Origin of the sequence: Gordonia amicalis, assembly GCF_022059885.1 — a bacterium.
Lineage (GTDB): Bacteria > Actinomycetota > Actinomycetes > Mycobacteriales > Mycobacteriaceae > Gordonia > Gordonia amicalis.
The window spans coordinates 3,552,483-3,577,957 of the sequence record NZ_CP091855.1; the positions used below are offsets into that span (position 1 = coordinate 3,552,483).

Consider the following 25,475-nt stretch of genomic DNA (forward strand, 5'->3'; position numbering starts at 1 on the left):
GATGTGCCCGTGATGGTCCCGACGCGCGGTGTCTCAGGCCCCGGTTCCGGGTGCGGGTGACTGCGCCGGACTCACGTCGACGGATACGTCGATGTGGCTCTTCGTCGAGTCGGTGTAGATGACCCCGCGCAACGGCGGGACGTCGTCGTAGTCGCGGCCCCAGGCCAGCGTGACGTGGCGTTCGTCGACCAGTTTGTCGTTGGTCGGGTCGAACGCCAGCCAGCGGCCGTCGGGCATCCAGACCGCCGCCCACGCATGGCTCGCGTCGGCGCCGAAGATCTTCTCCTTGCCCGGCGGCGGGTCGGTCGCCAGGTAGCCCGATTCGTAGCGGGCGGCGAGTCCGACCGAGCGCAGGCACGCGATCGCGACCCGGGCGAAGTCCTGGCAGACGCCCTCGCGTCGTTGCATCACGGTGTCGACCCGAGTCGAGATGGCCGTCGAACCGGAACGATAGGCGAAGTCGGTGAAGATCCGGGTCGTGAGGTCGGTGACCGCCTCGATCAGCGGACGCTGAGGGGTGAACACCGCGGCGGCGTAGTCGCGTACCGCCCGGGTGATCTCCGGCGGGTCGAGATCGAGGACGAACTCGACGGCGAGCGCGGCCTCGCGGCCCCCGAGCACCGCCGGGCGTGCCGACTCCCACGGGGCCCGGGCCGCGGGGCCGATGAGCACGCCCTGATCGACCGGATCCACCTCGACGACCGACCGTGCGGTGACCGTCAGTTCCCGGTGCGCGGTGCGGACGTGGAAGTAGCTGTCGTGGTTCCCGTAGACGTCGATGCCCGTCGACCGGTCGTCGGGTTCGGGTTCGATGTCGACCGTGGTCGACCGCACCCGTTGTCCGGGCAGGTCGCGCGGGGTCAGGTAGCAGCGGCCGTACGACGAGGACACGTCGTCGTTGTAGGTGTACCGGGTGCGATGCATGACCCGGTAGACGCGCGTGCTCACATCTCACCTCCGCCCCAGATCGGCTGCGCCTGGCGAGGCATGGCGAAACGGCTCCTGGCCAGCAGATCGGACAGGTCGCGGGCCCCCGCGCGGAGCGCGGTCATCAGGTCGGCGAGCGCTGCCCGGCGGCCCTGTGAGTCGACGCCGGCGAGGTCCGCCGGCCCGCTCCGACGCAGCTCGGCGATCATGTCCTGCACACCTCGTTCGGCCCCGGCCGAGCGCAGCGGTTCGGGTACCGACGTCAGATCGTGGTTCATCTTCTCGAGCTGGAAGATCATCGACCGCGGGTTGGTCGGGTCGAACAGCAGCAACTCGGCGACGCTCGAGAACCGGTACAGACCGCGGTTGCGGCGCCGGTAGATCACCGACGACTCGTTGGCGACCAGATACGACTCCAGCAGCGCCTGTTCGACGTCGGTGTCGTGCGCCTGCGCGAACATCGCGAGAGTCAGGTGGGCGAGGGTGATCGCGCGTTCGATGCGCCGGCCCAGATCCATGAACATCCAGCCCGGGTCGTGGACCATCGACTCCTCCTGCAGGCCGGTCAGCGCGAGCACGCCGTGGAGGACCTCCTCGTGGGCCCGCGCCAGATCCGGACCTAGGTCCAGGGCGGAATCGGATTCCGCCCGCGACCGCGAGACCAGCCGCGCGGTGCCCGCGACGACCCGTTCGACGGGCGCCAGGACCATCCAGGTACTGGTCGACATCTGGTCACGGACCGCCCGGGCAGAACCGACGAGCCGGTCGACCGAGTAGGCGACCGTACCCGGGATCGAGCGGGCGACGGTCAGATCGGCGATCTTCTCGATAGCCTCGTTGACCTGGTCCGGCGAGGGCTGACGGTCGGTGCCCGAGACCAGCAGATCGGCGGTGTCGAGGTAGCCGTCGGTTCCGGTGATCGTGGCGACCGCGTGCAGCAGCAGCGGTACCGCCGGGGTCCCCGACATCCATGGGCGGTACTGGAAATCCTGATAGCGCTGGCGCGAGACCTTCGCCAGCCGGGTGACCTGCTCGGTGCGTTCGGCGTAGCGGCCGAGCCAGAACAGATCGGCGAGCACGCGGGGACTCGCGGCAGCCGCGACCTCCGAGTACTCGAGCGGCACGGGCCGGCCCGTCTCCGGTACGACCTCGCCGGCCGGTTCGACGCGGGTCTCCGAACGGCGCGACACGTGTCCGCCGACCTCCGTGCTGGTGACCCAGACGTCCTTGGCCGACACGACGTGGTGGGCGGCCCCTTCGACCCCGTCGGCCAGGACGGCGCCGAGACCACCCGGCATCACCGCGTAGGTGGGCCCCTGGGCGACGCTGAAGGCCCGCACCGACACGGGCGCGGCACGCAGCGCGGTCGTGTGACGTCCGGGTCGCGTCCCGGCGGTGACGGTCGGCGCCACCGAGTAGGCGTCGAGTTCGCGCCCGACCCAGGCCCACGGTCGCGATTCGATCCGCGCGGCGACCTCGGCACGGGTTCGCGCGTCGAGCAACGGCCCGATGAACTCGTCGTCGGTGCGGGTGTCGGTCAGCACCAGCGAACCGATGCGACTCTGGATCTTGCTGCGCTCCAGCGCATCTCCGGCCCAGTAGGTGGTGACCGACCCGAGCGCGAGTTCCTCGTCGAGCAGGACCGGCGCAAGCCGTTCGAGCACGGTGTGCAGCGCGGGATTCTCGAGAACACCGGACCCCAGCGTGTTCAGCACCGTGACGTTGCCTCGCGAGATCGCCTCCACCAGACCGGCGACGCCGAGTCGGGAATCGGTCCGCAGATCGAGCGGGTCGGCATATGCGGCGTCGACGCGGCGCAGCAGGACGTCGACCCGCTTGTACCGCCCGAGCGAACGCATGTAGACCGCGCCGTCACGCACGGTGAGGTCCGCACCTTCGACCAGCGGATAGCCGAGGACCGAGGCGAGGTAGGCCTGGTCGAAGGCAGTCTCGGACATGCTTCCCGGGCTGAGCACGGCGACCGTCGGGTCGTCGACCCCGGGCGGGGCGTACTCGGCGAGCGCGAGGCGCATCGTCCCGACGAAACCGGTCACCGGTCGCGGCGCGCAGGCCTGGAACACCTGCGGGAACGTCTTGGTCAGCAGTCTGCGGCCGACGATCGAGAAGCCGATGCCCGACGGGGCCTGGGTGCGGTCCCGGTAGACCACGAAACGCCCATCGGCGGAACGCGATACGTCGACCGCGTGCAGGAACAGGGCGTGAGGTCCGGCGACCTCGAGACGTGCCGCCTTGCGGATGTAGCCGGGGTGCCCGAAGACCATCTCGGGGGCCACGAGACCGGAGGTGATGGTCTTCTGGTCGCGGTAGAGATCACGCAGCAGCAGATCGAGCAGCATCGACCGCTGGGTGATGGCCCTCTCCAGCTCGGCCCACTCGACACCGTCGACGATGAGCGGCACCGCGTCGATGTCCCAGTCTCGGGTGTGCGTGGCCTGACCGTCGAACTCGTTGTAGACCACACCGTCGTCACGGACCGCCGCGGCGAGACGATCCGCGGACTCGCGCAACCGGGCGTCACCGCGCCGCTGATAGAGCCGGACGAGATCTTCCCACGCGGGACGAACGATGCCGGCGGAGTCGAGGAGCTCGTCGTGGTGGGCGCCGGCGGCCGGTTCGGCATCGCCGGGTCCGGGGACGTCGAAGAGCGTGTAACCCTCGTTCCGGTAACGATCGAAGACCGTGGAGGCATCGAACACCGCGGAAGCGTTGCCCGGCGAAGAAGTCACCGGAGAACTGTACGTGCCCGACGCAGATCCAGGATCCCAGGGACCCCGAAGTCGATGGCCTGCCGGGCCTGTCGTTCCCGGAGAAGCCCGACGTCGACGGTGCCGGTTGTGTGACCGGTCGCCTCGAAGCGCCCGTTGCGGCGCGATTCGGCCTCCACGGCGTTCACCGGTGGTCGGTCGTAGGCGCGTCCACCCGGATGGACGACGTGGTAGGTCGCGCCGCCCACCGACCGCCCGTTGACGGTGTCGACGAGGTCGAAGGTCAGCGGGGTATCGATGCTGATCGTCGGATGCAAAGCGCTCGGCGGCTGCCAGGCCCGGAACCGGATGCCCGCCACCCGTTCGCCGGATCGGCCGGTGGACCGGAGCGGGATCGGGAAACCGTTGCAGGTCAACAGGTAACGATCGTCCTCACCGCCGAGGACACGCACCTGGACCCGTTCGATCGAGGAATCGACGTAGCGGGCGGTACCGGTTCCGGTCGACTCCTCCCCCAGCGTGTTCCACGGTTCGATGGCGCCGCGCAGTTCGACTTCCTGGTCGCGGATCTGCACGGTCCCCAGCCGCGGGAAACGGAACTCGGTGAACGGATCGAGCCAGGCGGTCTCGATGGGTAGCCCGCCTCGCGGAGTTCCTCGGCGACGAGCGCGATGTCGGCGATGACGTGGTGCGGCAACAGATGTTTGCCGTGCAGGTCGCCGCCGTGGCGGATGAGCCGGGCCCGGTAGGGCTTGCCCCAGAACCACGACACCAGGCTGCGCACCAGCAGCGACTGGACCATCGCCATCCGGTGGTGCGGCGGCATCTCGAAGGCACGCAGTTCCAGCAGTCCGAGCCGCCCGCGCACCGAGTCGGGGCTGTAGAGCTTGTCGATGCAGAACTCGGCGCGGTGGGTGTTGCCGGTGATGTCGGTGAGCAGATGCCGCAACGCACGGTCGGCGACCCACGGATTCGGCGGCGACCCCTCGCCGGTTCCGGTCCTCGCGGCGAGCCGGTCGATCTCGGCGAAGGCGATCTCCAACTCGTAGAGCGCCGATTCCCGGCCCTCGTCGACGCGCGGCGCCTGCGAGGTGGTGCCGACGAAGCGTCCGGAGAACAGATAGGACAGCGACGGGTGGCGCTGCCAGTAGGTCAGCATCGACACCAGCAGATCGGGGCGGCGCAACATCGGCGAGTCGGCGGGCGTCGTACCGCCCAGCGTGATGTGGTTGCCGCCGCCGGTGCCGCCGTGGCTGCCGTCGAGGTCGAAGCTCTCCGTGCCGAGCCGGACGCGGCGGGCGTGATCGTAGAGGGACTCGAGCAGTTCGGACTGTTCGGCGAAGCTCGCCGTCGGCTGGATGTTGACCTCGATGACGCCCGGGTCGGGAGTCACCGACAGCGACGTCAGGCGCGGATCCGACGGCGGCCCATAGCCTTCGATCACGACCGGGGTCGCGGTCGTCGCGGCGGCGCCCTCCACCAGTTCGACGAGGGCGAGGAACTCCTCGCCCATCGACGTGGGCGGCATGAACACGTATGTGACGCCGTCGCGGACCTCGGCGACGAGCGCCGTGCGCGGCAGGAACTGCGTCGGGTCCACCGCGCGCACGGTGTGCCCGAGTGCGGCGGCCGGGTCGATGGGCAGAGCGTCGTGGCGCGCCGACGGGTCGGCCTCGAACAGGGTCGGCGACGGCCCCCATGACAGTGAGTTCAGCGGCAGGCGCAGACCCGCGGGCGAGGTACCCGGCGTGAGGACGATCCGACCGCGCCGGGTCGACCACACCGCACTCTGCCAGGCGGTCCGGTCCTCCGACCGGTTCAGCGGAAGGACGTGGGCGCTGGGGTCGGTGACCGCGGCGTCGAGCCGGGACAACACGGAGCGACGCCGGGCCACCGAATCGTTCTCGGGCGCCAGTACCTCCTCGTCGCCGTCCGCCAGGCTATCCAGCTCGACGTCGAACTCCGCCTGGGTGAACCTCCGTGCGGTGGGCAGGGTCGGGTCGTCGCCGGGGTCTCCGGGCGGCATGGTGGACAGCTCGCGCATCCGCACGAGCGGATCCTCGTAGGCGGGCAGCACCTGTTCCGTGGGCAGACCGAGATTCGCCGCGAACGCGGTCAGCAGTTTGTGTGCCGGTTCGGCCCGGGCCGGTTCTCCACCGCCGCTCGTGTCCGGGTGGGCGCCGTAGGTCTCCGTCTCGATCGCCGCGCCACACTGTTCGGGCATCGACCACGGATCGGCGAGCAGGTCTGGGTCACGCCAGATCGGTTCGCCGTCGGCGCGCCAGATGATCTCGATCTGCCAGCGCGGCAACGGTTCTCCGGGATACCACTTGCCCTGGCTGCGCCGCACCAGACCCTGCGGGGCGTAGGCCCCCCTGAGCCGTTCGGCGAGACGGGATGCCAGGAGCCGTTTGTGGGGTCCGTCGGCGGCGGTGTTCCACTCGGGGTCGGCCTGGTTGTCGATGGAGACGAAGGTCGGTTCGCCACCCATCGTGAGGCGGACGTCGTCGCGCTCCATGCGTTCGTCCACGAGTGCACCGAGGTCGACGACGCGGTTCCACTGCTCGGGTGTGTACGGCAGGGTGACGCGCGGGTCCTCGTGGAATCTCGTGACGGTGTTGGAGAAATCGAGCGTCGCGTGACAGGGACCGGTCGCGCCGGTGATCGGTGCGGCCCCCACCGGATGCGGCGTGGCCGCGAGCGGGATGTGTCCCTCGCCGGCGAACAGGCCGGACGTCGGGTCCAGACCGACCCAACCGGCGCCGGGCAGGTAGACCTCGGTCCAGGCGTGCAGGTCGGTGAAGTCGGCGTCGGGACCCGAGGGCCCGTCGAGCGACGTGATGTCGGAGGTCAGCTGCACGAGGTAGCCGGAGACGAACCGCGCAGCCAGGCCGAGTTCGCGGAGCAACGCCACGAGGAGCCACGCCGAGTCGCGGCACGAACCGATGGCACTCGACAGCGTGAACTCGGGTGGCTGCACCCCTGCCTCGAGACGCACGGTGTAACCGACGGCCTCGCGCACGGCGGTGTTCAGCGCCACCAGGAAGTCGATGACACGCGTCCTGCCGACCGGCTTGTTCTGCGCGGCGAAGGCGGCGACCTCCGGATGGACCGGCGCACCGGCGAATTCGCCCTCGCCGACGCCCACCGGCCGCAGGAAGATCTCGAGATCGCGGCGTAGCTCCTCGGGGTACTCGAACCCGTAGTGCTCGGCCCAGTCCTCGATGAAGAAGTCGAAGGGGTTGATCGCCGTCAGGTCGGCGACGAGGCTGACGGTGATGCTCAGCGAGGTCGACGGCTCGGGGAACACGAGCCGCGCGAGGTAGTTGCTGAACGCGTCCTGCTGCCAGTTGAGGAAGTGCTCACCGGGCTCGACCCTCAGCGAATAGGCCTCGATCGGCGTCCGCGAGTGCGGCGCGGGGCGCAGGCGGACCACATGCGGGTAGATCTTCGTCGGGCGATCGAAGGAGTAGCTCGTCCGGTGTTCGAGAGCCACCTTGATCGTCACCGACGCACCTCCGGGAATCCCTTGCTCGCAGACATGGGGAGAATCTCTCACAGGTGGTGGGCGCCCGCTCGGCGGCAACCGTCCGGAAACGAAAGCGGTGGCCGAACTCACGCTCGGCCACCGCTTTTCGTTGCTCGACGGAACTACTTGTCCGTCGTTGCCTTGTCCTTGTCCGTCGTTGCCTTGTCCGTCGTCGCCTTGCCCGGGACGCTCGCGTCCTGCTCGGCACCGCCACGCGGCACCGGCTTGGCGTCGATGCCCGACTCCTTGCGCTGCTGCGGGGTGATCGCCGCGGGCGCCTCGGTCAACGGGTCGACGCCGCCGCCGGACTTCGGGAACGCGATGACCTCGCGGATCGAGGCCTCACCCGCGAGCAGCGCGGTGATCCGGTCCCAGCCGAAGGCGATGCCGCCGTGCGGCGGGGCGCCGTAGGCGAAGGCGTCGAGGAGGAAGCCGAACTTCTCCTGCGCCTCGTCGTGGCCGATGCCCATGATCTCGAAGACGCGCTCCTGCACGTCACGCTGATGGATACGGATCGAGCCGCCGCCGATCTCGTTGCCGTTGCAGACGATGTCGTAGGCATAGGCGAGCGCCTCACCCGGAGCGGTGTCGAGCTTCTCGATCGACTCCGGCTTGGGCGAGGTGAACGCGTGGTGCACCGCGGTCCATGCCGAGTTGCCGAGTGCGACGTCGCCGGAGGCGGTGGCCTCGGCCGTCGGCTCGAACATCGGCGCGTCGACGACCCACACGAATGCCCAGTCGTCCGGCTTGATCAGACCGAGCTTCGAGGCGATCTCGCCGCGGGCGGCGCCGAGCAGGGCGCGGGAGGACTTGACCTCGCCGGCGGCGAAGAAGACGCAGTCGCCCGGCTGTGCACCGACGTGAGCGGCGAGCCCGGCGCGCTCCTCCTCGGACAGGTTCTTGGCGACCGGACCGGTGAGGGTTCCGTCCTCGCCGACGAGCACGTACGCGAGGCCGCGGGCGCCGCGCTGCTTCGCCCACTCCTGCCAGGCGTCGAGCTGACGGCGCGGCTGCGAGGCACCACCGGGCATGACGACGGCGCCGACATACGGCGCCTGGAACACGCGGAACGGGGTGTTCGCGAAGTACTCGGCACATTCGACGAGTTCGATGTCGAAGCGCAGATCCGGCTTGTCCGAACCGAACCGGCGCATCGCGTCGGCATAGGTCATGCGCGGGATCGGGGTCGAGATCTCGACGCCGATGAGCTTCCACAGCGCCACCAGGACCTCCTCGGCGACCGCGATGACGTCGTCCTGGTCGACGAAGCTCATCTCGATGTCGAGCTGGGTGAACTCGGGCTGGCGGTCGGCGCGGAAATCCTCGTCGCGGTAGCAGCGCGCGATCTGGTAGTAGCGTTCCATGCCCGCGACCATCAGCAGCTGCTTGAACAGCTGCGGGCTCTGCGGCAGGGCGTAGAAGGTGCCGGGCTGCAGACGCGCGGGCACCAGGAAGTCGCGGGCGCCCTCCGGCGTCGAACGGGTCAGCGTCGGGGTCTCGATCTCCACGAACTCGTGGGCGGCGAGGACACCGCGGGCGGCGGCGTTGGCCTTCGACCGCAGACGCAGAGCGGCGCTCGGCCCCTCGCGCCGGAGGTCGAGGTAGCGGTGACGCAGACGCGCCTCCTCGCCCGGCGACTCGTCGAGCTGGAACGGCAGCGGTGCCGATTCGTTGAGCACCTCGAGTTCGACGGCGTTGATCTCGACCTCGCCGGAGCTGAGGTTCGGGTTCTCGCTGCCCTCCGGACGGACCTCGACCACACCGGTGACGGCGACGCAGTACTCGGCGCGCAGGCGGTGGGCGGCCGTGGCCACCGTCTCCTCGCGGAACACCACCTGCACCAGGCCGGTGGAGTCGCGCAGGTCGATGAACACCACACCGCCGTGGTCGCGTCGGCGCGCGACCCAACCGGCGACGGTGACGGTCTGCGACGTGTCGGCGCGGCGCAGCGAACCTGCGGAATGCGTGCGGAGCACTGAGAGTCCTTCCCAACGTCACACGGCCGGCCCGGCTGGCGGGCGGCGTGGAGAAGCGTTGTTTGTGTCGGCTTGTTCGTGACCCGGTGGAAACGCAGGCCAGGTACCCATCGTGCCGCATCGGCGTCGGTGCCCCGAATCCGGCCACCCGGAGATGTCCGGCGCGGGCACCACGGCGTGCCAGAATGACCGCGTGACCTTCCAAGGCAGCGGATCGATCGACACCGGCAACGTCTCCGGCGGTGGCGGCGGTGGCGGGCGGATCGCGCTCGGCGGCGGTGCAGGGCTGCTCATCACCATCGTCGCCCTGCTGTTCGGCGTGAACCCCGGCGAACTACTCGGCGGCGAGACCGGCCAGCAGGGAACGTCGTCGGCTGCGGCCGAGATCCAGCAGCAGCTCGACGCCTGCACCTATGAGATGGCGAACGAGAACACCATCTGCCGCATCAAGGCGACCACGGTCAGCGTCGACGACGTGTGGTCGGACCTCATGCCGGGTTACCAGCCGCCGAAGACCGTCATCTTCGCCGACTCGGTCAACACCGGGTGCGGCGCGGCCAGTGCGGCGACCGGGCCGTTCTACTGCCCCGCCGACCGTACCGCCTACTTCGATCCGTCCTTCTTCACGCAGCTGCGCCGCATGGGCGGCAGCGACGGTCCGCTCGCCCAGGAATACGTGGTCGCCCACGAGTACGGGCATCACGTGCAGAACCTCACCGGTGCCCTCGCCAAGGGCCAGCGGATGGGTTCGCAGGGCCCGCGCTCGGGGTCGGTGCGCGTGGAACTGCAGGCCGACTGCCTCGCCGGCGTCTGGGCCAATCACGCCGACGACGGTCCCGATGCCCTGCTCGCCCCCATCTCCGAGCAGCAGATCACGACCGTCATCCAGACCGCGAAGGCGATCGGCGACGACACCATCCAGGGACCGGGCTCCAACCCGGAGGGCTGGACGCACGGTTCGGCCACGCAGCGTGCGCGGTGGTTCGGCATCGGATACCAGTCCGGCGACCCCAACCGGTGTGACACCTTCGCCACCAACGACCTCTGACGCGATGTCGAGATGACCCCCATGGCCGCAACCCCCACGAGTCCCCGTCGACGCACCGAAGTGGACGCGATCGCCGAGGCCCACCTCGATCGACTGTGCGAGCTCGATCCGCTGCTGAGCACCGAGATCGGGTACGACGGCCGGAACGACGCGCTGACCGACTTCTCCGCGCACGGGTGTGCCGAACGGGCCGCGGTCGCCGCAGACACCCTGGCCGCACTGGCCGACGCTCCCGTCGCCGACGCGATCGACCGGGTGACCGTCGCGACGATGACCGCATCACTGCGACGGGAACTCGCCCTCGCGGACGCGGGTGAGCACATCGGCGAGTGCAACGTCATCGCTTCACCGCTGCAGGCCATGCGGGACATCTTCGACCTGATGCCCACCGACACCCGGTCCGATCGCGAGGTGTTCCTCGCCCGCCTCACCGCGATCCCCGGCGCGTTGAACCGGGCCGTCGACGGGTTGGCACACCGACTGCGGCACGGTCCCCCGATCGCGCGCCGTCAGGTCGCCGCGGTGGTCCGGCAGGCCGATTCGGCCACCGATGCCATCGCCGAGAACACGGGGGCCATCGCCGACGACCCGGCGCTCGCCGGCACGCTGGGCACCGCCCTCGACGCGGCCCGGACCGCGTTCGGCACCTTCGCCCACTACCTCGAGACCCAGGTCCTCCCGTCCGCCGTCGACGACGACGCGGTGGGCCGGGACCGCTACCTGCTCCACCTGCCGTCGTATCTGGGCGCCGACGCCGATCCGGAGGAGGCCTACGCGTGGGCGATCACGCGCCTCGAACAGATCGTCGCCGAGCAGCACGAGATCGCGGAGGGGCTCCTCCCCGGACGCGGGGTCGCCGAGACCCTCGCCTGGCTGGATCGGCAGCCGCAGTACCAGATCCACGATCGTCACGAATTCGTGGAGTGGATGCAGGAGACCTCCGACGCCGCCGTCGCCGGACTAGGCGGCCGCCACTTCGACATCCCGGAACGACTGTCCCGCATCGAATGCCGCCTGGCGCCGTCGTCGACCGGGATCATCTACTACACCCAGCCGACCGCCGACCTGTCGCGGCCGGGCCGCATGTGGTGGGCGGTCCCCGACGACCAGACCGTTTTCCACACGTGGCAGGAGAAGACGACCGTCTACCACGAGGGCGTCCCCGGCCATCATCTCCAACTCGGTTCGGCCATCGTCGATCCCGACCTCAACGCGTGGCGCAAGCTGGCGTCGTTCACCTCGGGACACGGTGAGGGCTGGGCACTCTACGCCGAGCGGCTGATGGACGAACTCGGCTGGCTCGAGGATCCGGGCGATCGGATGGGCATGCTCGATTCCCAGCGGCTGCGCGCGGCCCGGGTGGTCGTCGACATCGGTGTGCACTGCCGCCTGCCGGCTCCGGAGCCGCTCGGTGGCGGGATCTGGGACGCGGAGAAGGCCTGGGAGTTCCTGACCGCCTCGGTCGCCATGGACCACTCGGTGCTGCGCTTCGAACTCGACCGCTACCTCGGCTGGCCCGGGCAGGCGCCGTCATACGCACTGGGACAACGGGTCTGGGAGCACACCAGGCACGCCGCACTGAGCGCTCATCCGGAGTGGACGCTCAAGGACTTCCACTCGCGCGCACTGGCGTTGGGCGGTGTGTCGCTGGACGTACTGGCCGACGAGATGACCGGCCGGCACGAGGCCTGACCCCTACGACGCCCGACTGCGGTCCAGGTAGGCCTTCCGCCTGGCGGGGTCGAAGGCCCCGTAGTCGACTCCCCCGACGAACCTCTTGAGCCACCACATGATCGGCGACGGGATGAGTTCCTCGAGGACTCCCATGCCGGCGAGGTACCGCGGGACGGTGACCTCTCCCCGGCCGTGCCGCGCGCTGTCGACGATCGCCGCCGCCACCTCCGCGGGATCGAGCGTCGGCTGCAGTCGCAGCAGCACCCCCGAGGTGAGGTCGGTGCGGGTGGCCGCGGGCATGATCGTCGTCAACGTGACACCGGTGCCCGCCAGTTCGGCGCGGACCGCCCGTGAGAGCGCCACGACCCCGAACTTCGAGGCGCAGTAGGTCGCGATCCCCGGCGTGGTGATCTTGCCCGCCATCGACGACACGTTGACCACGTGGCCGCGTCCGCGCTCGATCATCTCGGGCAGAACGAGGCGGGTGCCCGTCAGCACCGCGCCGAGATTGATGTCCAGCTCGCGCTGCAACGCGTCGAGGTCCTGGTCGACGAGACGTCCCATGTGTTGGATTCCGGCGTTGTTGACCAGCATGTCGACCGGCCCGCGTGCCGAGGCCGCGTCGATGAACCCGGCGAAGGAGTCGGTGTCGGTGACATCGAGATGATGGGCGTGTGCCCGGGGTCCGAGCCGGTCGGCGGTCGCGGTGGCCGCCACCAGGTCACGGTCGCCGATCCACACCGTCGCCCCACGCTCGACCAGCGCCGCGGCGGTCGCGGCACCGATCCCGCGAGCACCGCCGGTCACGCAGACGCGAGCACCCGCAAGCGCGATCACAGCGGGCTGCCCACGGGCTGACGCAGCGCGAAGTAGGCGATCAGGCGCACGTCCTCGTCCGACGCGAACAGCAGCGCACGACCGAGGTACACGCCCGGTGTCAGTTCGACGATCTCGTCGCGGGTCCGGCGGATCGGGAACGTGCGCACCGCCGGGTTGTTGTACTGCGGGACACCGTAATCGAGGGCCGCACCCGGACCCGCGGCTCGATGAGCCCGATGTCCGGGGCATGGTCGAAGTGGAACCCCTCCATCTCACCGTCGACGTAGCGCAGACCGAGGTGGCCGGCGGTGATGATCGGCATGACCACCGCCGCGATCGGAGACAACCGGTTGAGACCCGTACCCGCCCGCGCGTCGAACGACTTCCCTCGCCACGTGGGATCGATCTTCATCAGCGGATTGGCCAGCGCGGCCTCGTGGATCCCGAACAGCTTGCCGACGATCTGGCCTTCGAGTTTGCCGTCGAGGCCTTCCGGTTCGTCACCCTCGCCGAACAACAACCGCAGAGCTTCCCGGTCCTGACGAGATCCCAACTGGCGCAGATAGTTCCAGGTCTCCACGCGCGCCCGGTGCGGATGGTCGGCGGCAAGCGCTCGAAGTTCGGACAGCATGGCGAGCGGCGCCCGCTCCCCTCCGCGTCTCTGATCGGCCGTGGTCAACTCTGCACTCATCGCATCCTCATTTCTGGTACCAGCGCGTGCCACATCCATGTGGTACCGAAATGTGCCAGATAGGGTGTGGGGTGTCAACACCCGAGGCATCGCGGATGGAAGGATGGGCCGGTGAGTTCGACGAGCAGCGAGCGCAGCTACGGCGGCGAGTCCGCCGCGGACAGGTCCGCGCGCCGACGCACGGCGCTCGTCGACGTCGCCTCGACCCTCATGAGTGAAGGACGGTGGCGGGCGGCGACCGTGGCCGGCATCTGCGCCGATGCCGGCCTCAACAAGCGCTACTTCTACGAGAGCTTCCCCGATCTCGACACCCTCGCGGACGCGGTGATCGACACCATCTCGACCGAGGTCGCACAGTCGGCGATCGCCGCATACCTGGCATCGCTGGACGCCCCCCTCGACGTACAGGCCCGCAGAGCGGTCGACGCGATCATCGGTGTGCTCGGCACCGATCGGCGCAAGGCTCGAATCCTGTTGGGCGGGGCAGCCGGGACACCTGCCGCGCTCACCCGGCGAAGCGACGCGATGGCCGGCCTCACCGCGATCCTCGTCGAACACGCGCGGACCATCCACGGCGTCGAACTCGAGGCCGATTCCCTCGCCCACACCGCGCCGGCCTTCGTCATCGGCGGCACGGCCCAGGCGATCCTCTCGTGGGCCGAGGGCACCCTCCCGGTCAGCCGGGAGCAACTTGCCGACGACCTCGCCGAACTATGGCTCGGAATAGGCGCGTCCGCGAGCGATCTGGCGCGCTCGCGCCTCAGCCCAGGAGGCGGGTGACCTCGGCGACGACGTCGTCGAGCGAGACCTGCTGCTGCTCACCGTTGCCCAGATCCTTGATCTCGATGCGGCGCCCCGCGAGTTCGTTCTCGCCGAGCACGAGCGCGAGACGCGCGCCGGAGCGGTCGGCGGCCTTCATCGCACCCTTGAGTCCGCGATCGCCGTAGGCGATGTCGACGCTGATGCCCGCAGCACGCAATGAGCCTGCGACGCCGACGAGTTCAGCCTTGGCGTCTGCACCGAGCGGGACGCCGAAGACCTGGCAGCGCGCCGCCTGGGTGCCGGCGACACCCTCGGCCTCGAGCGCCAGCATCGTGCGGTCGACACCGATGCCGAAACCGATGCCCGACAGATCCTGTTTGGCGCCCAGCTGGCGCATCAGTCCGTCGTAGCGTCCGCCGCCGCCGATGCCCGACTGCGCGCCGAGACCGTCGTGCACGAACTCGAAGGTGGTCTTGGTGTAGTAGTCCAGGCCGCGCACGAGTCGCGGGTTGATCTCGTAGGCCACGCCGAGGCGGTCCAGGTTGGCCAGCACGAGGTCGAAGTGCGTCTTCGACTCGTCGGACAGGTAGTCGATCAGCAACGGCGCGTTCGCGGTCGCCTCACGGATCTCCGGACGCTTGTCGTCGAGCACGCGCAGCGGGTTGATCTCGGCGCGCTTACGGGTCGCCTCGTCGAGATCGAGCCCGAAGAGGAACTCCTGCAACGCCTCCCGGTAGCGCGGACGGCTCGCATCGTCACCGAGCGAGGTGATCTCCAGGCGATAGCCGGACAGTCCGAGTCGCTTGTAACCCTCGTCGGCGACGGCCACGACCTCGGCGTCGAGTGCCGGGTCGTCGACGCCGATCGCCTCGACGCCGACCTGCTGCAGCTGCCGGTAGCGACCCGTCTGCGGCTTCTCGTAGCGGAAGAACGGTCCGGCGTAGCAGACCTTGACCGGCAACTGACCGCGGTCGAGGCCGTGCTGGATGACCGCGCGCACCACGCCCGCGGTGCCCTCGGGTCGCAGCGTCACCGACCGGTCACCGCGGTCGGTGAAGGTGTACATCTCCTTGCTGACGACGTCGGTCGACTCGCCGACGCCGCGGGCGAACAGCGCCGTCTCCTCGAAGATCGGCAGCTCGATGTGTCCGTATCCCGCACGACGCGCCGCGTCGGTGAGCGTGTCCCGCACCTTCCGGAAGTCCGCCGAACTCGGCGGGAAGTAGTCCGGGATACCCCGGGGTGCCTGAAATGCTCCGCTCACAGTCCGTGTCGTCCCTTCGGTCGATCAGTGGCGATGGTGTCGGTTCCCGGTGCCCGAAGGTCGACCAGGAAGGGGTTTGCAGCGCGTTCCTGCGCGATCGTGGTCTGCGGTCCGTGCCCGGGCAGCACCAGGGTGTCGTCCGGCAACGGCAGCAGCTTCGCGGCGATGGAGTCGAGCAGCTGCTGATGGTTGCCGCCGGGCAGGTCGGTGCGTCCGATGGACCCGGCGAACAACACGTCACCGGAGAAGCAGACCGGGACCGTCGTCGGAGCGTCGGACCCGGGCTCCCCCGGAACGGTCACCTCGATGCCCAACAGCACCGAGCCCTGGGTGTGGCCGGGTGCGAGGTCCACCGAGAAGTGGATGCCGGCGAGTTCGACGGGCTCACCGTCGTCGAACTCGACGACCTTCTCCGGTTCGCGGAACTTCTCGTCGCCGATCATCGCGCCGAGCGCGCGCCCGATGCCCAGGCCGGGATCGGTCAGCATCGGCCGGTCGGCGGCATGGATGTAGACGGGAATGGAGTACTCGTCGCACAACTGCGTGGCGTTCCAGGTGTGGTCCAGATGGCCGTGGGTCAGCAGGACGGCGACCGGGGTGAGGTCGTTCTCGGCGAGCAGTTCGCGCACGCGCGGCGCGGCGTCCTGGCCCGGGTCGATGATCACCGCATCAGATCCGGCTTCGGCCGCCACGAGGTAGCAGTTCGTCTGAAACATGCCGGCAGGGAATCCGGTGATCAGCATGGCACTCCTCGAGGGTCTCGGATCGGGTCGCGGGTCCCTCCATTGTGTCCTAGCTGCCCACGGCGGCCGACAGGCGGTGCGGTCGCGCTGGCACGCGTGCCGCGACACCCCACTCCACCACCCACTGAACGCTGTTCTCAGGTACAACTGGCACACTTGCCTCTCGAGTAAGTGACGTCCGCGCAGATCGTCGGCAGACTATGCCGGGATTCAGGAGGATCCACCCGCGTGACCACCAATGAGGAGCGCCGCGAGGCGGCCAAGCGGAAGCTCGAGGAACGCCTCGAAACCGAGCGTCTCGCACGGCGCAAGCGGAAGATCGTCATCGCCTCGGTCTCGACCGCCGTCGTGGTCGCCGTCGTCGCCGGCGTGACCGCCGTCGTGGTGAAGAAGATCATGGACGACCGGGAGGCCGCACGCTGGACCACCTGCGCGTTCGAGGACTCGCCGAGCCGGTTCGACCAGCTCCCCGACCAGGTTCCCGACACCGTGCCGGCCGATCAGAAGCCGCAGTACCAGGCCGAACTCGACGAGCTGAAGGCGGCGGCGAAGAACGAGCGCAAGTCCCCCAAGCCCGACGACAAGGTCCTGAAGTCCGGCACCGAGCAGGCCACCTTCACGACCACCCAGGGTGTCCTGCCGGTCACACTGGAACGTGACAGCGCCCCGTGCAATGTCGCCGCGGTCACCTCGCTGATCGAGAACAAGTTCTACGACGACACGACCTGCCACCGCATGACCACCAGCGACAAGCTGAAGATCCTGCAGTGCGGCGACCCGACCGGCACCGGCATGAGCGGGCCCGGCTGGACCAGCCCCGACGAGCCACCGACCGACCTGAAGAAGGTCGGACAGCCCGACCCGATGAGCGGATCGCAGCCGGTGGTCTACCCGCGCGGCACGGTGGCGATCGCCAACAGCAGCCAGGGCGGGCAGAACCCGAACACCGGGTCCAGCCAGTTGTTCATCGTGATCAACGACAGCGAACTAGGTCCCGACTACTCCATCGTGGGCAAGGTCGACGAGCCCGGCCTCGCCGTGCTGGACAAGGTCTACGCCGGCGGCATCACCCCCGGCCCGGCCGGCAGCCAACCCGGCGACGGCAAGCCGAAGCTCCCGGTGACGATCGAGACCGCGGTCATCGACTAGCGAAACCGGCTCCGACGACACAGATCCCGTTGCGTTCTGGCCCGGCTACCGGGACAAGACGCAACGGGATCTGTGGTTTCGACACGGCTCCTCGCTGCGCTCGGTGCCGGCTCAACCAGCGGGAGGTTTCCTCGCTTCGCTCGGTGTCGGCTCAACCAGCGGGAGGGTTCCTCGCTTCGCTCGGTGCCGGCTCAACCAGCAGGGAGGTTCCTCGCTGCGCTCGGTGCCGGCTCAACCAGCAGGGAGGTTCCTCGCTGCGCTCGGTGCCGGCTCAACCAGCAGGAGGGTTCCTCGCCGCGCTCGGTGCCGGCTCAACCAGCGCCCCGCTGGCCGAGTAGCGTCGACCGAGCGTAGCGAGGACGCCGCGTATCGAGGTCACGCCGCCGAGGTGACGCGGTAGACGTCGTAGACGCCCTCCACGTTGCGGACCACGTTGAGCACGTGGCCGAGATGCTTGGGGTCGCCCATCTCGAAGGTGAACTTGCTGATGGCCACGCGGTCGCGGCTGGTGGTCACCGACGCCGAGAGGATGTTGACGCGTTCGTCGGCGAGCACCTTGGTGACGTCGGACAGCAGGCGGTGACGGTCGAGGGCCTCGACCTGGATGGCGACGAGGAAGACCGACTCCGGGGACGGCGCCCACGACACGTCGAGGATCCGTTCCGACTGCTGCTGGAGCGAGGTCGCATTGGTGCAGTCCGTGCGGTGCACGCTGATACCGCCGCCGCGGGTGACGAAGCCCATGATGTCGTCGCCTGGTACGGGCGTACAACATTTGGCGAGTTTGATCACCACGTTGTCGACGCCGTCGACGACCACGCCGGCATCCCCGCCCTGACGCGAGCGGGTCGGCATCGTCGACGGTGTGGACCGCTCGGCGAGCGCCTCCTCCGCGTCCTCGATACCACCCAGAGATGCCACGAGCCGGTTGACGACATGCCGTGCGGAGACATGATTCTCCCCCACCGCCGTGTACAGCGCGGTGACGTCGGTGTACCGCAGCTCCTTGGCGATCGCCGCCATCGACTCCGCCGACAGCAAGCGCTGCAACGGAAGTCCGCCGCGGCGGACCTCCTTGGCGATCGCATCCTTACCGGCTTCGAGGGCCTCCTCGCGGCGTTCCTTGGCGAACCACTGGCGGATCTTGGCCTTGGCCCGCGGCGACACCACGAAGGTCTGCCAGTCCTTCGACGGGCCGGCGGTGGGCGCCTTGGAGGTGAACACCTCCACCACCTCGCCGTTCTCGAGCTTGCGTTCGAGCGCGACCAGCCGGCCGTTGACGCGGGCACCGATACAGCGGTGACCGACCTCGGTGTGGACCGCGTAGGCGAAGTCGACCGGCGTCGAACCGGCCGGGAGGGTGACCACGTCGCCCTTCGGCGTGAAGACGAAGATCTCCCGGACCGCGAGGTCGTACCGCAACGATTCGAGGAACTCACCGGGGTCGGCGGCCTCACGCTGCCAGTCGAGCAGCTGGCGCATCCACGCCATGTCGTCGATCTCGGTGGTGTCGGACTTCTTGCCCGACTTCCGGTAGCCGTTCTCCTTGTAGCGCCAGTGCGCGGCGATGCCGAACTCGGCGGTCCGGTGCATCTCGTGCGTCCGGATCTGCACCTCGAGCGGCTTGCCCTCGGGCCCGATCACGGTGGTGTGCAACGACTGATAGACGCCGAAGCGCGGCTGGGCTATGTAGTCCTTGAAGCGTCCCGCCATGGGCTGCCACAGCGAGTGGACGACGCCGACCGCGGCGTAGCAGTCACGGTCCTCTTCGCACAGGATGCGCATGCCGACCAGGTCGTGGATGTCGTCGAAGTCGCGTCCCTTGACGATCATCTTCTGATAGATCGACCAGTAGTGCTTGGGACGCCCCTCGACCGTCGCGTGGATCCGCGCCGCGGACAACGCGTTGTTGATGTCGGCCCGCACCCGCGCGAGGTAGGTGTCACGCGACGGGGCGCGGTCGGCGACCAGACGCACGATCTCCTCGTAGCGCTTGGGATGCAGGATCGCGAACGAGAGGTCCTCGAGCTCCCACTTCACGGTCGCCATACCGAGCCGATGCGCAAGCGGCGCAATGACTTCCAACGTCTCGCGCGCCTTGCGCGCCTGCTTCTCCGGCGGGAGGAAGCGCATCGTCCGCATGTTGTGGAGCCGGTCGGCGACCTTGATCACGAGGACACGCGGGTCGCGGGCCATCGCGATGATCATCTTGCGGATGGTCTCGGCCTCGGCGGCACTGCCCAGCGCGACCTTGTCGAGTTTGGTCACGCCGTCGACGAGATGGGCGACCTCGGGGCCGAAGTCACGTTCGAGCGCCTGCAACGAGTAGCCGGTGTCCTCGACCGTGTCGTGCAGCAGTGCGGCGATCAGGGTGGTGGTGTCCATGCCGAGGTCGGCGAGGATCGTCGCGACCGCCAGCGGATGGGTGATGTACGGGTCGCCGGACTTGCGTTTCTGTCCGCTGTGGCGCTCCTCGGCGACGTCGTAGGCCCGCTGCAGCAGGGCGACGTCGGCCTTCGGGTAGATCTCGCGGTGCAGCGTGACCAGGGGCTCGAGGACCGGCCGGACCTGGCTGCGGGTGGCGGTCATGCGGCGGGCCAGACGGGCGCGCACGCGCCGCGAGGCGGATGGCGAGGTCGAGGTCGACGTCGCGGTGGGGACGCCGGGTCCGGTGCCCTCGCCGACCGGCGAGGCAGACGAGTCGGCCGCGGGAGTCACGGAGCGCTCAGCCGTGCCGGATTCATCGGGCATCGCCGGTCCTCCTCCGTATGGTCCGTGTCCTGTCGTGGTCTCAATCGAGTCTAGATCCTCGGTCACCCGCGACCGTCAGTCGAGCGCCACCGAGTGGACGGGCACCTCTGGGCCCAGCCCGCGAGCGATCGTGTCGCGCCCGCCGAGCCCGACGAGCTCCATGATCACCGCGACGCCGGTGACACTCGCCCCGGCCCGGCTGAGCAGACCCGCAGCGGCCACCGCGGTACCGCCGGTGGCCAGCACGTCGTCGACGAGAAGGACGCGCTGCCCGCTCAGGTCGAGACCGTTGGCGGGGATCTCCAGCGTCGCGCTGCCGTATTCGAGGCTGTAGCTGACCGCGTGCACCGGAGGCGGCAGCTTGCCGCCCTTGCGCACCGCGAGCACCCCGACCTCGAGTTCGCGGGCGACCGCACCACCGAGGAGGAAGCCGCGTGCGTCGATGCCGGCGACGAGGTCGATCGCGCCGCAGCCGTGGGTCAGGGCCGTGACGATCGCGGACAATCCCTCCGCGTCGGCCAGGACCGGTGTCAGGTCCTTGAAGGCGATCCCGGCGCTCGGGAAGTCGTCGACGAGGCGGGTGTGCCGGGCGATCGCCGCCTGGGCACGTGCCACCGCTTCCGCGGTCCGTTCGGGTACCACGCCACCCATCAGTTCTCCCCTACCGCTTGTCTGCACTGCCACTCGACCGTCATTTGCCGATCGTCCATCGATCCATGTTCCACCCGGTGCCTGCGCGACTGAGTCCGGCCGCGACGCCACCCACCTGATCCTTCCACTGCCGTATGCGCGGCGCGGCGAACAGGGGGATCGACGGCATCGACGACCAGCTCGCGTTCTCGATCGAGCGGACCAGACGGAGCCGGTCGGGTACGGACACGGTGACCGCGAACTGGTCGATCCCACGACTGACCTGAGGGCCCCCGGTGCCGGAGAGGTTGAGCGGGTCACCGCCGCGCAGCGTGTAGGCGTCCCGGCTCGGGTCCGCGGCGCCGGATGCGGCGAAGGAGTCTCCCCCGGCGGTGATCAGGGCATCGACATCCTTGCCCAGTGATTCTGGTTGCACGTCGGGCGTGGCGACATCCTCGACGACGAATCCGGCTTCCCGGCAGGACGCCGCGATGGCCGCCACCATCTGCTGCCACCGCAGGGTCGGCGCCACGTACCCGATGCGGACACGACGCGGCTGCAGACCCGAGGTCGTCGATGTCCCGTCCCCCGCGCCCTGACCGGTCGCGGCGCGCAGCAGCGTCCGTGCCCGTTCGAGATCCGGGCGCTGGTAGGCGCGGCCGAACTCGGTGTTCATCGGCCCGGCGAGGTTGTCGGCGGGTGCGAGCACGCGCAGATTCCACACCTGGGCGCCGCCGGAGAAGTCACGGGCGAGGTCGGCACGCGGAACGCAGGAGGCGAAGGCCTGCCGCATCCGCACGTCCCCGAAGACGCCTCGTCCCGCGAGCACGACCTGTTCCACGCCGAGCGCCCGGGCGGGTGAGGCCGGTCCGTCCGCGCCGGGTGTGCCGGCGATGTCACCCTCCACGATTCCCGCGGTGACGTCGACGATGTCGAACTTCCCGTCGGGAAGGCGGCGCGCCGAATCGGTGCCGCGGCCCCAGATCGCGATGCGCGAGGTCTCGGGCTTGTCGCCCCACCACGATTCGTTGGGGATCAGGACGAGTCCGCCCGACCGTGAGTAGCGGTCGATGCGGTAGGGCCCGGAGGCCGGGAACCGCGCATGGTCGACCGGACCGAAGGTCAGATCGAAGCCCGTGTTCCAGGCGGTGGCGATGCGGGCCAGCGCACCGCGGTCCATCGCCCGGATGGGGTCGACGACGTTGGCGACTCCGGCCTCGCGGGCCACCACGTGGGCGGGCAGCAACGTGCCCGCGCCGAACAGCGACAGCCAGTCGCGGTACTCACGTCCTGGCGCGAACGTCACCGTCGCCGACTTCGCGCCGGGCGCGCACTCCACCTTCTCGATGTCGCGGTACCCGGCCGTCGTCGCCGGCGTGAAACCGGGGAAGCGCCCACTCATCGCTGCCCACGCCAACACCAGGTCGTCGCAGTCGAGGGCGACGTCGTCGGTGAAGGCGGCCTCGGGGGTGAACTCGTACCGCAGCGCCGTGGCGCGTCCGGGGATCCGGGTCACGGTGCCGACGTCGCGGTCCGGGATGACCTGCCCCCGGGGTCCGAGCAGGCTGAAACCCGGCAGGAGGCGACTGGTCGCCATGATCACTCCGTCGGCGTTGCCGTCCACGGTGTTCGCGTTGTAGCTGGTCACGTGGGCGTCGACCACGTAGTCGAGGGTCGGTGGCCCGTCGTCCCCGCACGCCGTCAGGACGCCCGCGCCCGTGACGACCCCGACGAGCAGGCTCAGGACCCTGATGAACTCCCGGTGCCTGACGATCACGTCGGTGAGACTAGCGGTTGCGACGGCGTTTGCCGGTCGGTACCGCCCGGTCGGTGTCGTCCGTGTCGGCCGCGCCGCGGCGACGACGCACCGGCCGCTCGGTGTCGGTCGAGCCGGCGCCGGACGTGATCCCGGCACGACGGTTCATCACCTTCGTGGTGTGCCGGGCGACGTCCGGACGGCGTTCCTTCAACGTCACCAGCAGCGGCGCGGCGAGGAAGATCGACGAGTAGGCGCCGACCACGACGCCGACGAGCTGGATCAGGCCGAGGTCCTTCAGCGTGCCGACCCCGAGCAGCCACACCGCCACGACCATCAGGGCGATGATCGGCAGCACCGAGATGATCGTCGTGTTGATCGATCGCATCAGGGTCTGGTTGATGGCGAGGTTCGCCTGCTCGCCGTAGGTACGACGCGTCGTCTGCAGGACCGAGCGGGTGTTCTCGGCGACCTTGTCGAACACGACGACCGTGTCGTACAGCGAGAAGCCGAGGATGGTCAGCAGGCCGATCACCGTCGCCGGCGTCACCTCCCAGCCGACCAGCGAGTAGACACCCGCGGTGCACACGATGTCGAAGAACAGCGATGCCATGGCCGCGATCGACATCTCCCGGTCGAACCGGACGGCGATGTAGGCGAACACGATGACCAGGAACACCGCGAGCGCGAGAACCATCTTCTCGGTGATCTCACGGCCCCAGGTGGAACTGACGTCGGAGATGCTGACCTCGTTGGGTGCCAGCTCGGGACCGAACTCCGTGGCGAGCGCGCGCGTGACCGCCTCGGCCTGGGCGATGTCGAGGGTCTCGGTGCGCACCTGCACGGTGGCGCTGTCGCCGGCGCCCGCGGTCTGGACCGATTCGGGCTCTTCGCCGAGGGCCTCGGCGACGACCTTCTCGACCGAGTCCGCGGTGACCTCCGACGAGACGACGGGGACCGACATCTGGGTGCCGCCCTCGAAGTCGATGCCGAAGGTGAACCCGCGGATGGCGATGGACGCCAGGCAGATCAGCATGATCACGGCGGTGACGATGTACCAGGTCTTCCGCTTGCCCACGATCTCGAAGGCGCCGGTGCCGGTGTAGAGCCGGGCGAAGAACCCTCGCCGGGTGTCGGAGACGAAGTCGGCGTCGGTCCCGGTGGACGGCGCCGGCGGTTCGGCGACCGTGGTGCCGGTGGTCTCCCGCGCGTCCTTGTTCGGGTTGTCCGGACGGGTCATCGCACAGTCCCCTTCTCGCTGGTGGACGCGTCGACGCGGGCCGCTTCGGTGCCGGTGGCCTCGGCCTGGCGGCGGGCTGCGACCTTTCGCTCGCGGGCCACCTCGGTGACCGCGCCGAGGCCGTTGACGCTCGGCTTGGACAGGAACGCCGACCGGCTGGCGTAGACCACCAGTGGGTGGGTCACCAGGAAGACGACCATGACGTCGAGAATCGTGGTGAGGCCCAGCGTGAACGCGAAGCCGCGCACCTCGCCGATCGCGAGGATGTAGATCACCGCGGCGGCGATGAAGCTGACCGCGTTACCCGACCAGATGGTGCGGCGGGCGCTGGCCCAACCGCGTGGCACGGCCGAACGGAAACTCCGGCCCTCGCGCATCTCGTCCTTGATGCGTTCGAAGTAGACGACGAACGAGTCCGCGGTCATACCGATACCGATGATCAGACCGGCGATGCCGGCGAGGTCGAGCGTGAACCCGATCCAGCGTCCGAGCAGCACGATGATGCCGTAGACCATCGCACCGGCGAGCACCAGTGACAGCGTCGTCAGGAGGCCGAGCATCCGGTAGTAGGCCAGCGCGTAGATCAACACCGCGACGAGACCGATCGCGCCGGCGAGCAGACCTGCCTTCAGCGACGAGAGACCCAGTGTCGCCGAGACGGTTTCGGCATCGGAGGCATTGAACGACAGGGGCAGCGAGCCGTACTTCAGCACGTTCGCGAGCTCGTTCGACGACTTCTCGGTGAACGGGTCGGCGCTGCTGCCGCTGATGCGGGTCTGGCCACCGGGGATCGGCTCGTTGATCGCCGGCGCCGAGACGACCGCCGAGTCGAGGGTGAACGCGGTCTGCGTGCGGTTGGGGGCCTCCTGCGCGGTGTACTTGGGCCAGAAGTCCGCCGCCTTGCCCTTGAACTCGAGGGTGACGACCCACTCACCGGTCTGCGGATCGGTGCCGGCGGACGCGTCCTTGATGTCGCGACCGTCGATGATCTGCGGGCCGAGGAGGTAGACCTCCTTGCCGTCGGTGGAACAGGCCACCAGGTACTGGTCGGGCAGGTCGTTGCCCCGGAGGGGGTCGTTGGCGGTCGGCGAGCAGTCCATTTTCGCCATCTGCTCCTGCAGCGGCACCAGCTGTTCCTGCTTGGCGTCGCCGGGGGCCTGGCGGAGCTTGCGCTGTTCGGCGATCGCCGCCGCGGCCACCTCGGTGGGCATCGCGTCGGCCTGTTTCGCGGTCTGGTCCTCCGGCTTCGGCGGCTGCGGGGTCGCCGCGGTGGCGCCGACCACCGGCCGCACGTACAGCCGCGCGGTCTGACTCAGCGACTTGGCCTGCGCGCCGTCCTCGCCGGGCACCGTGATCACGAGGTTGTTGCCGGTGACGACGACCTCGGAGCCGGACACACCGAGCCCGTTCACACGCTGCTCGATGATCTGCTTGGCCTGGTCGAGCTGTTGCCGCGTCGGCTCCTTGCCGTCCTCGGTGCGCGCGGTGAGCGTCACCCGGGTTCCGCCCTGGAGGTCGATGCCCAGTTTGGGTTCGAGCGTCTGGGGACCGGTGAAGTAGATCAGCCCGTACACGACGGCGAGGAGCGCGAGGAAGGCCACGAGCGGACGCCACGGCGGGATCTCTCGACTCGGTCGCGACCGCTTGCCGGCGGGCTTGTCCGCCTTTGCAGTCGAACGAGGAGTAGTCACAGCTGTTCAGGTCTCCTTTGGGAACGTCAACCGGCCGAGGATGCTGGGACCGCATGACCCACCGACTCCGAAGGTCTGCGTGCGCGCGCCGAGATCACA

General features: G+C 69.2%; 17 protein-coding genes and 1 pseudogene. 4 read left to right on the forward strand and 14 right to left on the reverse strand.

Translation table 11 applies throughout. The features are described from left to right. Nucleotides 1–33 precede the first annotated feature (33 nt). The 4 genes and pseudogenes from IHQ52_RS16240 to aspS form a co-directional block, all read right to left on the reverse strand. Complete coding sequence (locus tag IHQ52_RS16240) at nucleotides 34–948, reverse strand: transglutaminase family protein (RefSeq protein ID WP_024497155.1); 915 nt, start codon at nucleotides 946–948, stop codon at nucleotides 34–36. Continuing rightward, on the reverse strand, nucleotides 945–3,674 hold the full coding sequence (locus IHQ52_RS16245; protein ID WP_024497156.1) for a circularly permuted type 2 ATP-grasp protein: 2,730 nt from the start codon (nucleotides 3,672–3,674) through the stop codon (nucleotides 945–947). Before IHQ52_RS16245 ends, IHQ52_RS16240 begins: the two co-directional genes overlap by 4 nt. Next, a pseudogene (locus IHQ52_RS16250) lies at nucleotides 3,671–7,161 on the reverse strand (transglutaminase family protein). Before IHQ52_RS16250 ends, IHQ52_RS16245 begins: the two are co-directional and overlap by 4 nt. Nucleotides 7,162–7,304: 143 nt before the next feature. Further along, nucleotides 7,305–9,158 (reverse strand): aspartate--tRNA ligase, encoded by a 1,854-nt coding sequence (aspS, locus tag IHQ52_RS16255; RefSeq protein WP_024497157.1) that lies wholly within the window; start codon nucleotides 9,156–9,158, stop codon nucleotides 7,305–7,307. 193 nt (nucleotides 9,159–9,351) lie between these two features. Between aspS and ypfJ the strand changes: the two genes are divergently transcribed. Both ypfJ and IHQ52_RS16265 read left to right on the forward strand, forming a co-directional pair. Further along, nucleotides 9,352–10,206, forward strand: coding sequence for a KPN_02809 family neutral zinc metallopeptidase (ypfJ, locus tag IHQ52_RS16260; RefSeq protein ID WP_024497158.1), 855 nt, complete (start codon nucleotides 9,352–9,354; stop codon nucleotides 10,204–10,206). Nucleotides 10,207–10,227: 21 nt separating this feature from the next. Continuing rightward, nucleotides 10,228–11,898, forward strand: a complete 1,671-nt coding sequence (locus IHQ52_RS16265) for a DUF885 domain-containing protein (protein ID WP_035760020.1) — start codon at nucleotides 10,228–10,230, stop codon at nucleotides 11,896–11,898. A 3-nt stretch (nucleotides 11,899–11,901) separates the two neighbouring features. Here the strand turns inward: IHQ52_RS16265 and IHQ52_RS16270 are convergent, their stop codons facing one another. Genes IHQ52_RS16270 through IHQ52_RS16275 form a run of 3 tightly spaced genes read right to left on the reverse strand, consistent with a single transcriptional unit; the run spans nucleotide 11,902 to nucleotide 13,390 of the window. Further along, nucleotides 11,902–12,717 carry an SDR family oxidoreductase gene (locus IHQ52_RS16270; protein WP_024497160.1) on the reverse strand — a complete coding sequence of 272 codons (816 nt, stop codon included), beginning with the start codon at nucleotides 12,715–12,717 and terminating at the stop codon, nucleotides 11,902–11,904. Beyond that, nucleotides 12,714–12,866, reverse strand: coding sequence for a hypothetical protein (locus IHQ52_RS23705; protein WP_316249286.1), 153 nt, complete (start codon nucleotides 12,864–12,866; stop codon nucleotides 12,714–12,716). The genes IHQ52_RS16270 and IHQ52_RS23705 overlap by 4 nt, the downstream gene beginning before the upstream one ends. Further along, complete coding sequence (locus tag IHQ52_RS16275; protein ID WP_316249287.1) at nucleotides 12,818–13,390, reverse strand: hypothetical protein; 573 nt, start codon at nucleotides 13,388–13,390, stop codon at nucleotides 12,818–12,820. The genes IHQ52_RS23705 and IHQ52_RS16275 overlap by 49 nt, the downstream gene beginning before the upstream one ends. A 111-nt stretch (nucleotides 13,391–13,501) precedes the next feature. On the opposite strand from IHQ52_RS16275, the gene IHQ52_RS16280 reads away from it, so the two are divergent. Next, the gene (locus IHQ52_RS16280; protein ID WP_024497161.1) at nucleotides 13,502–14,170 is read left to right on the forward strand and encodes a TetR/AcrR family transcriptional regulator; all 669 of its coding nucleotides are present in this window, start codon (nucleotides 13,502–13,504) and stop codon (nucleotides 14,168–14,170) included. Here the strand turns inward: IHQ52_RS16280 and hisS are convergent. Next, the gene (gene hisS / locus IHQ52_RS16285) at nucleotides 14,151–15,416 is read right to left on the reverse strand and encodes a histidine--tRNA ligase (protein ID WP_024497162.1); all 1,266 of its coding nucleotides are present in this window, start codon (nucleotides 15,414–15,416) and stop codon (nucleotides 14,151–14,153) included. The genes IHQ52_RS16280 and hisS overlap by 20 nt on opposite strands. After that, nucleotides 15,413–16,159 (reverse strand): MBL fold metallo-hydrolase, encoded by a 747-nt coding sequence (locus IHQ52_RS16290; protein ID WP_024497163.1) that lies wholly within the window; start codon nucleotides 16,157–16,159, stop codon nucleotides 15,413–15,415. The genes hisS and IHQ52_RS16290 overlap by 4 nt, the downstream gene beginning before the upstream one ends. A 228-nt stretch (nucleotides 16,160–16,387) precedes the next feature. Here IHQ52_RS16290 and IHQ52_RS16295 point away from each other — a divergent pair, with 228 nt between their 5' ends. After that, nucleotides 16,388–17,308 (forward strand): peptidylprolyl isomerase, encoded by a 921-nt coding sequence (locus IHQ52_RS16295; RefSeq protein WP_024497164.1) that lies wholly within the window; start codon nucleotides 16,388–16,390, stop codon nucleotides 17,306–17,308. A 375-nt stretch (nucleotides 17,309–17,683) separates the two neighbouring features. On the opposite strand, the gene IHQ52_RS16300 is transcribed toward IHQ52_RS16295, so the two are convergent. The 5 genes from IHQ52_RS16300 to secD all read right to left on the reverse strand — a co-directional run bounded on the left by IHQ52_RS16300 (nucleotide 17,684) and on the right by secD (nucleotide 25,376). Beyond that, a complete protein-coding gene (locus IHQ52_RS16300) occupies nucleotides 17,684–20,059 on the reverse strand; it encodes a RelA/SpoT family protein (protein ID WP_024497165.1) in 2,376 nt (791 codons plus the stop codon). Nucleotides 20,060–20,134: 75 nt separating this feature from the next. Further along, nucleotides 20,135–20,710 carry an adenine phosphoribosyltransferase gene (locus IHQ52_RS16305; RefSeq protein WP_024497166.1) on the reverse strand — a complete coding sequence of 192 codons (576 nt, stop codon included), beginning with the start codon at nucleotides 20,708–20,710 and terminating at the stop codon, nucleotides 20,135–20,137. Between the two features lie 40 nt (nucleotides 20,711–20,750). Next, a complete protein-coding gene (locus IHQ52_RS16310) occupies nucleotides 20,751–22,466 on the reverse strand; it encodes an ABC transporter substrate-binding protein (RefSeq protein ID WP_024497167.1) in 1,716 nt (571 codons plus the stop codon). Between the two features lie 10 nt (nucleotides 22,467–22,476). Then, entirely contained in the window at nucleotides 22,477–23,685 is a 1,209-nt protein-coding gene (gene secF / locus IHQ52_RS16315) for a protein translocase subunit SecF (protein WP_024497168.1), read from the reverse strand. Next, the gene (gene secD / locus IHQ52_RS16320; RefSeq protein WP_024497169.1) at nucleotides 23,682–25,376 is read right to left on the reverse strand and encodes a protein translocase subunit SecD; all 1,695 of its coding nucleotides are present in this window, start codon (nucleotides 25,374–25,376) and stop codon (nucleotides 23,682–23,684) included. The genes secF and secD overlap by 4 nt, the downstream gene beginning before the upstream one ends. Nucleotides 25,377–25,475 lie beyond the last annotated feature (99 nt).

Excerpts from the sequence above, each read along its gene's own strand:
- IHQ52_RS16265 (WP_035760020.1), top strand. The coding sequence starts at position 10,228 with ATGGCCGCAACCCCCACGAGTCCCCGTCGACGCACCGAAGTGGACGCG.
- IHQ52_RS16275 (WP_316249287.1), bottom strand. The coding sequence starts at position 13,390 with ATGAGTGCAGAGTTGACCACGGCCGATCAGAGACGCGGAGGGGAGCGG.
- IHQ52_RS16290 (WP_024497163.1), bottom strand. The coding sequence starts at position 16,159 with ATGCTGATCACCGGATTCCCTGCCGGCATGTTTCAGACGAACTGCTAC.
- IHQ52_RS16300 (WP_024497165.1), bottom strand. The coding sequence starts at position 20,059 with ATGCCCGATGAATCCGGCACGGCTGAGCGCTCCGTGACTCCCGCGGCC.
- IHQ52_RS16305 (WP_024497166.1), bottom strand. The coding sequence starts at position 20,710 with ATGGGTGGCGTGGTACCCGAACGGACCGCGGAAGCGGTGGCACGTGCC.
- secF (WP_024497168.1), bottom strand. The coding sequence starts at position 23,685 with ATGACCCGTCCGGACAACCCGAACAAGGACGCGCGGGAGACCACCGGC.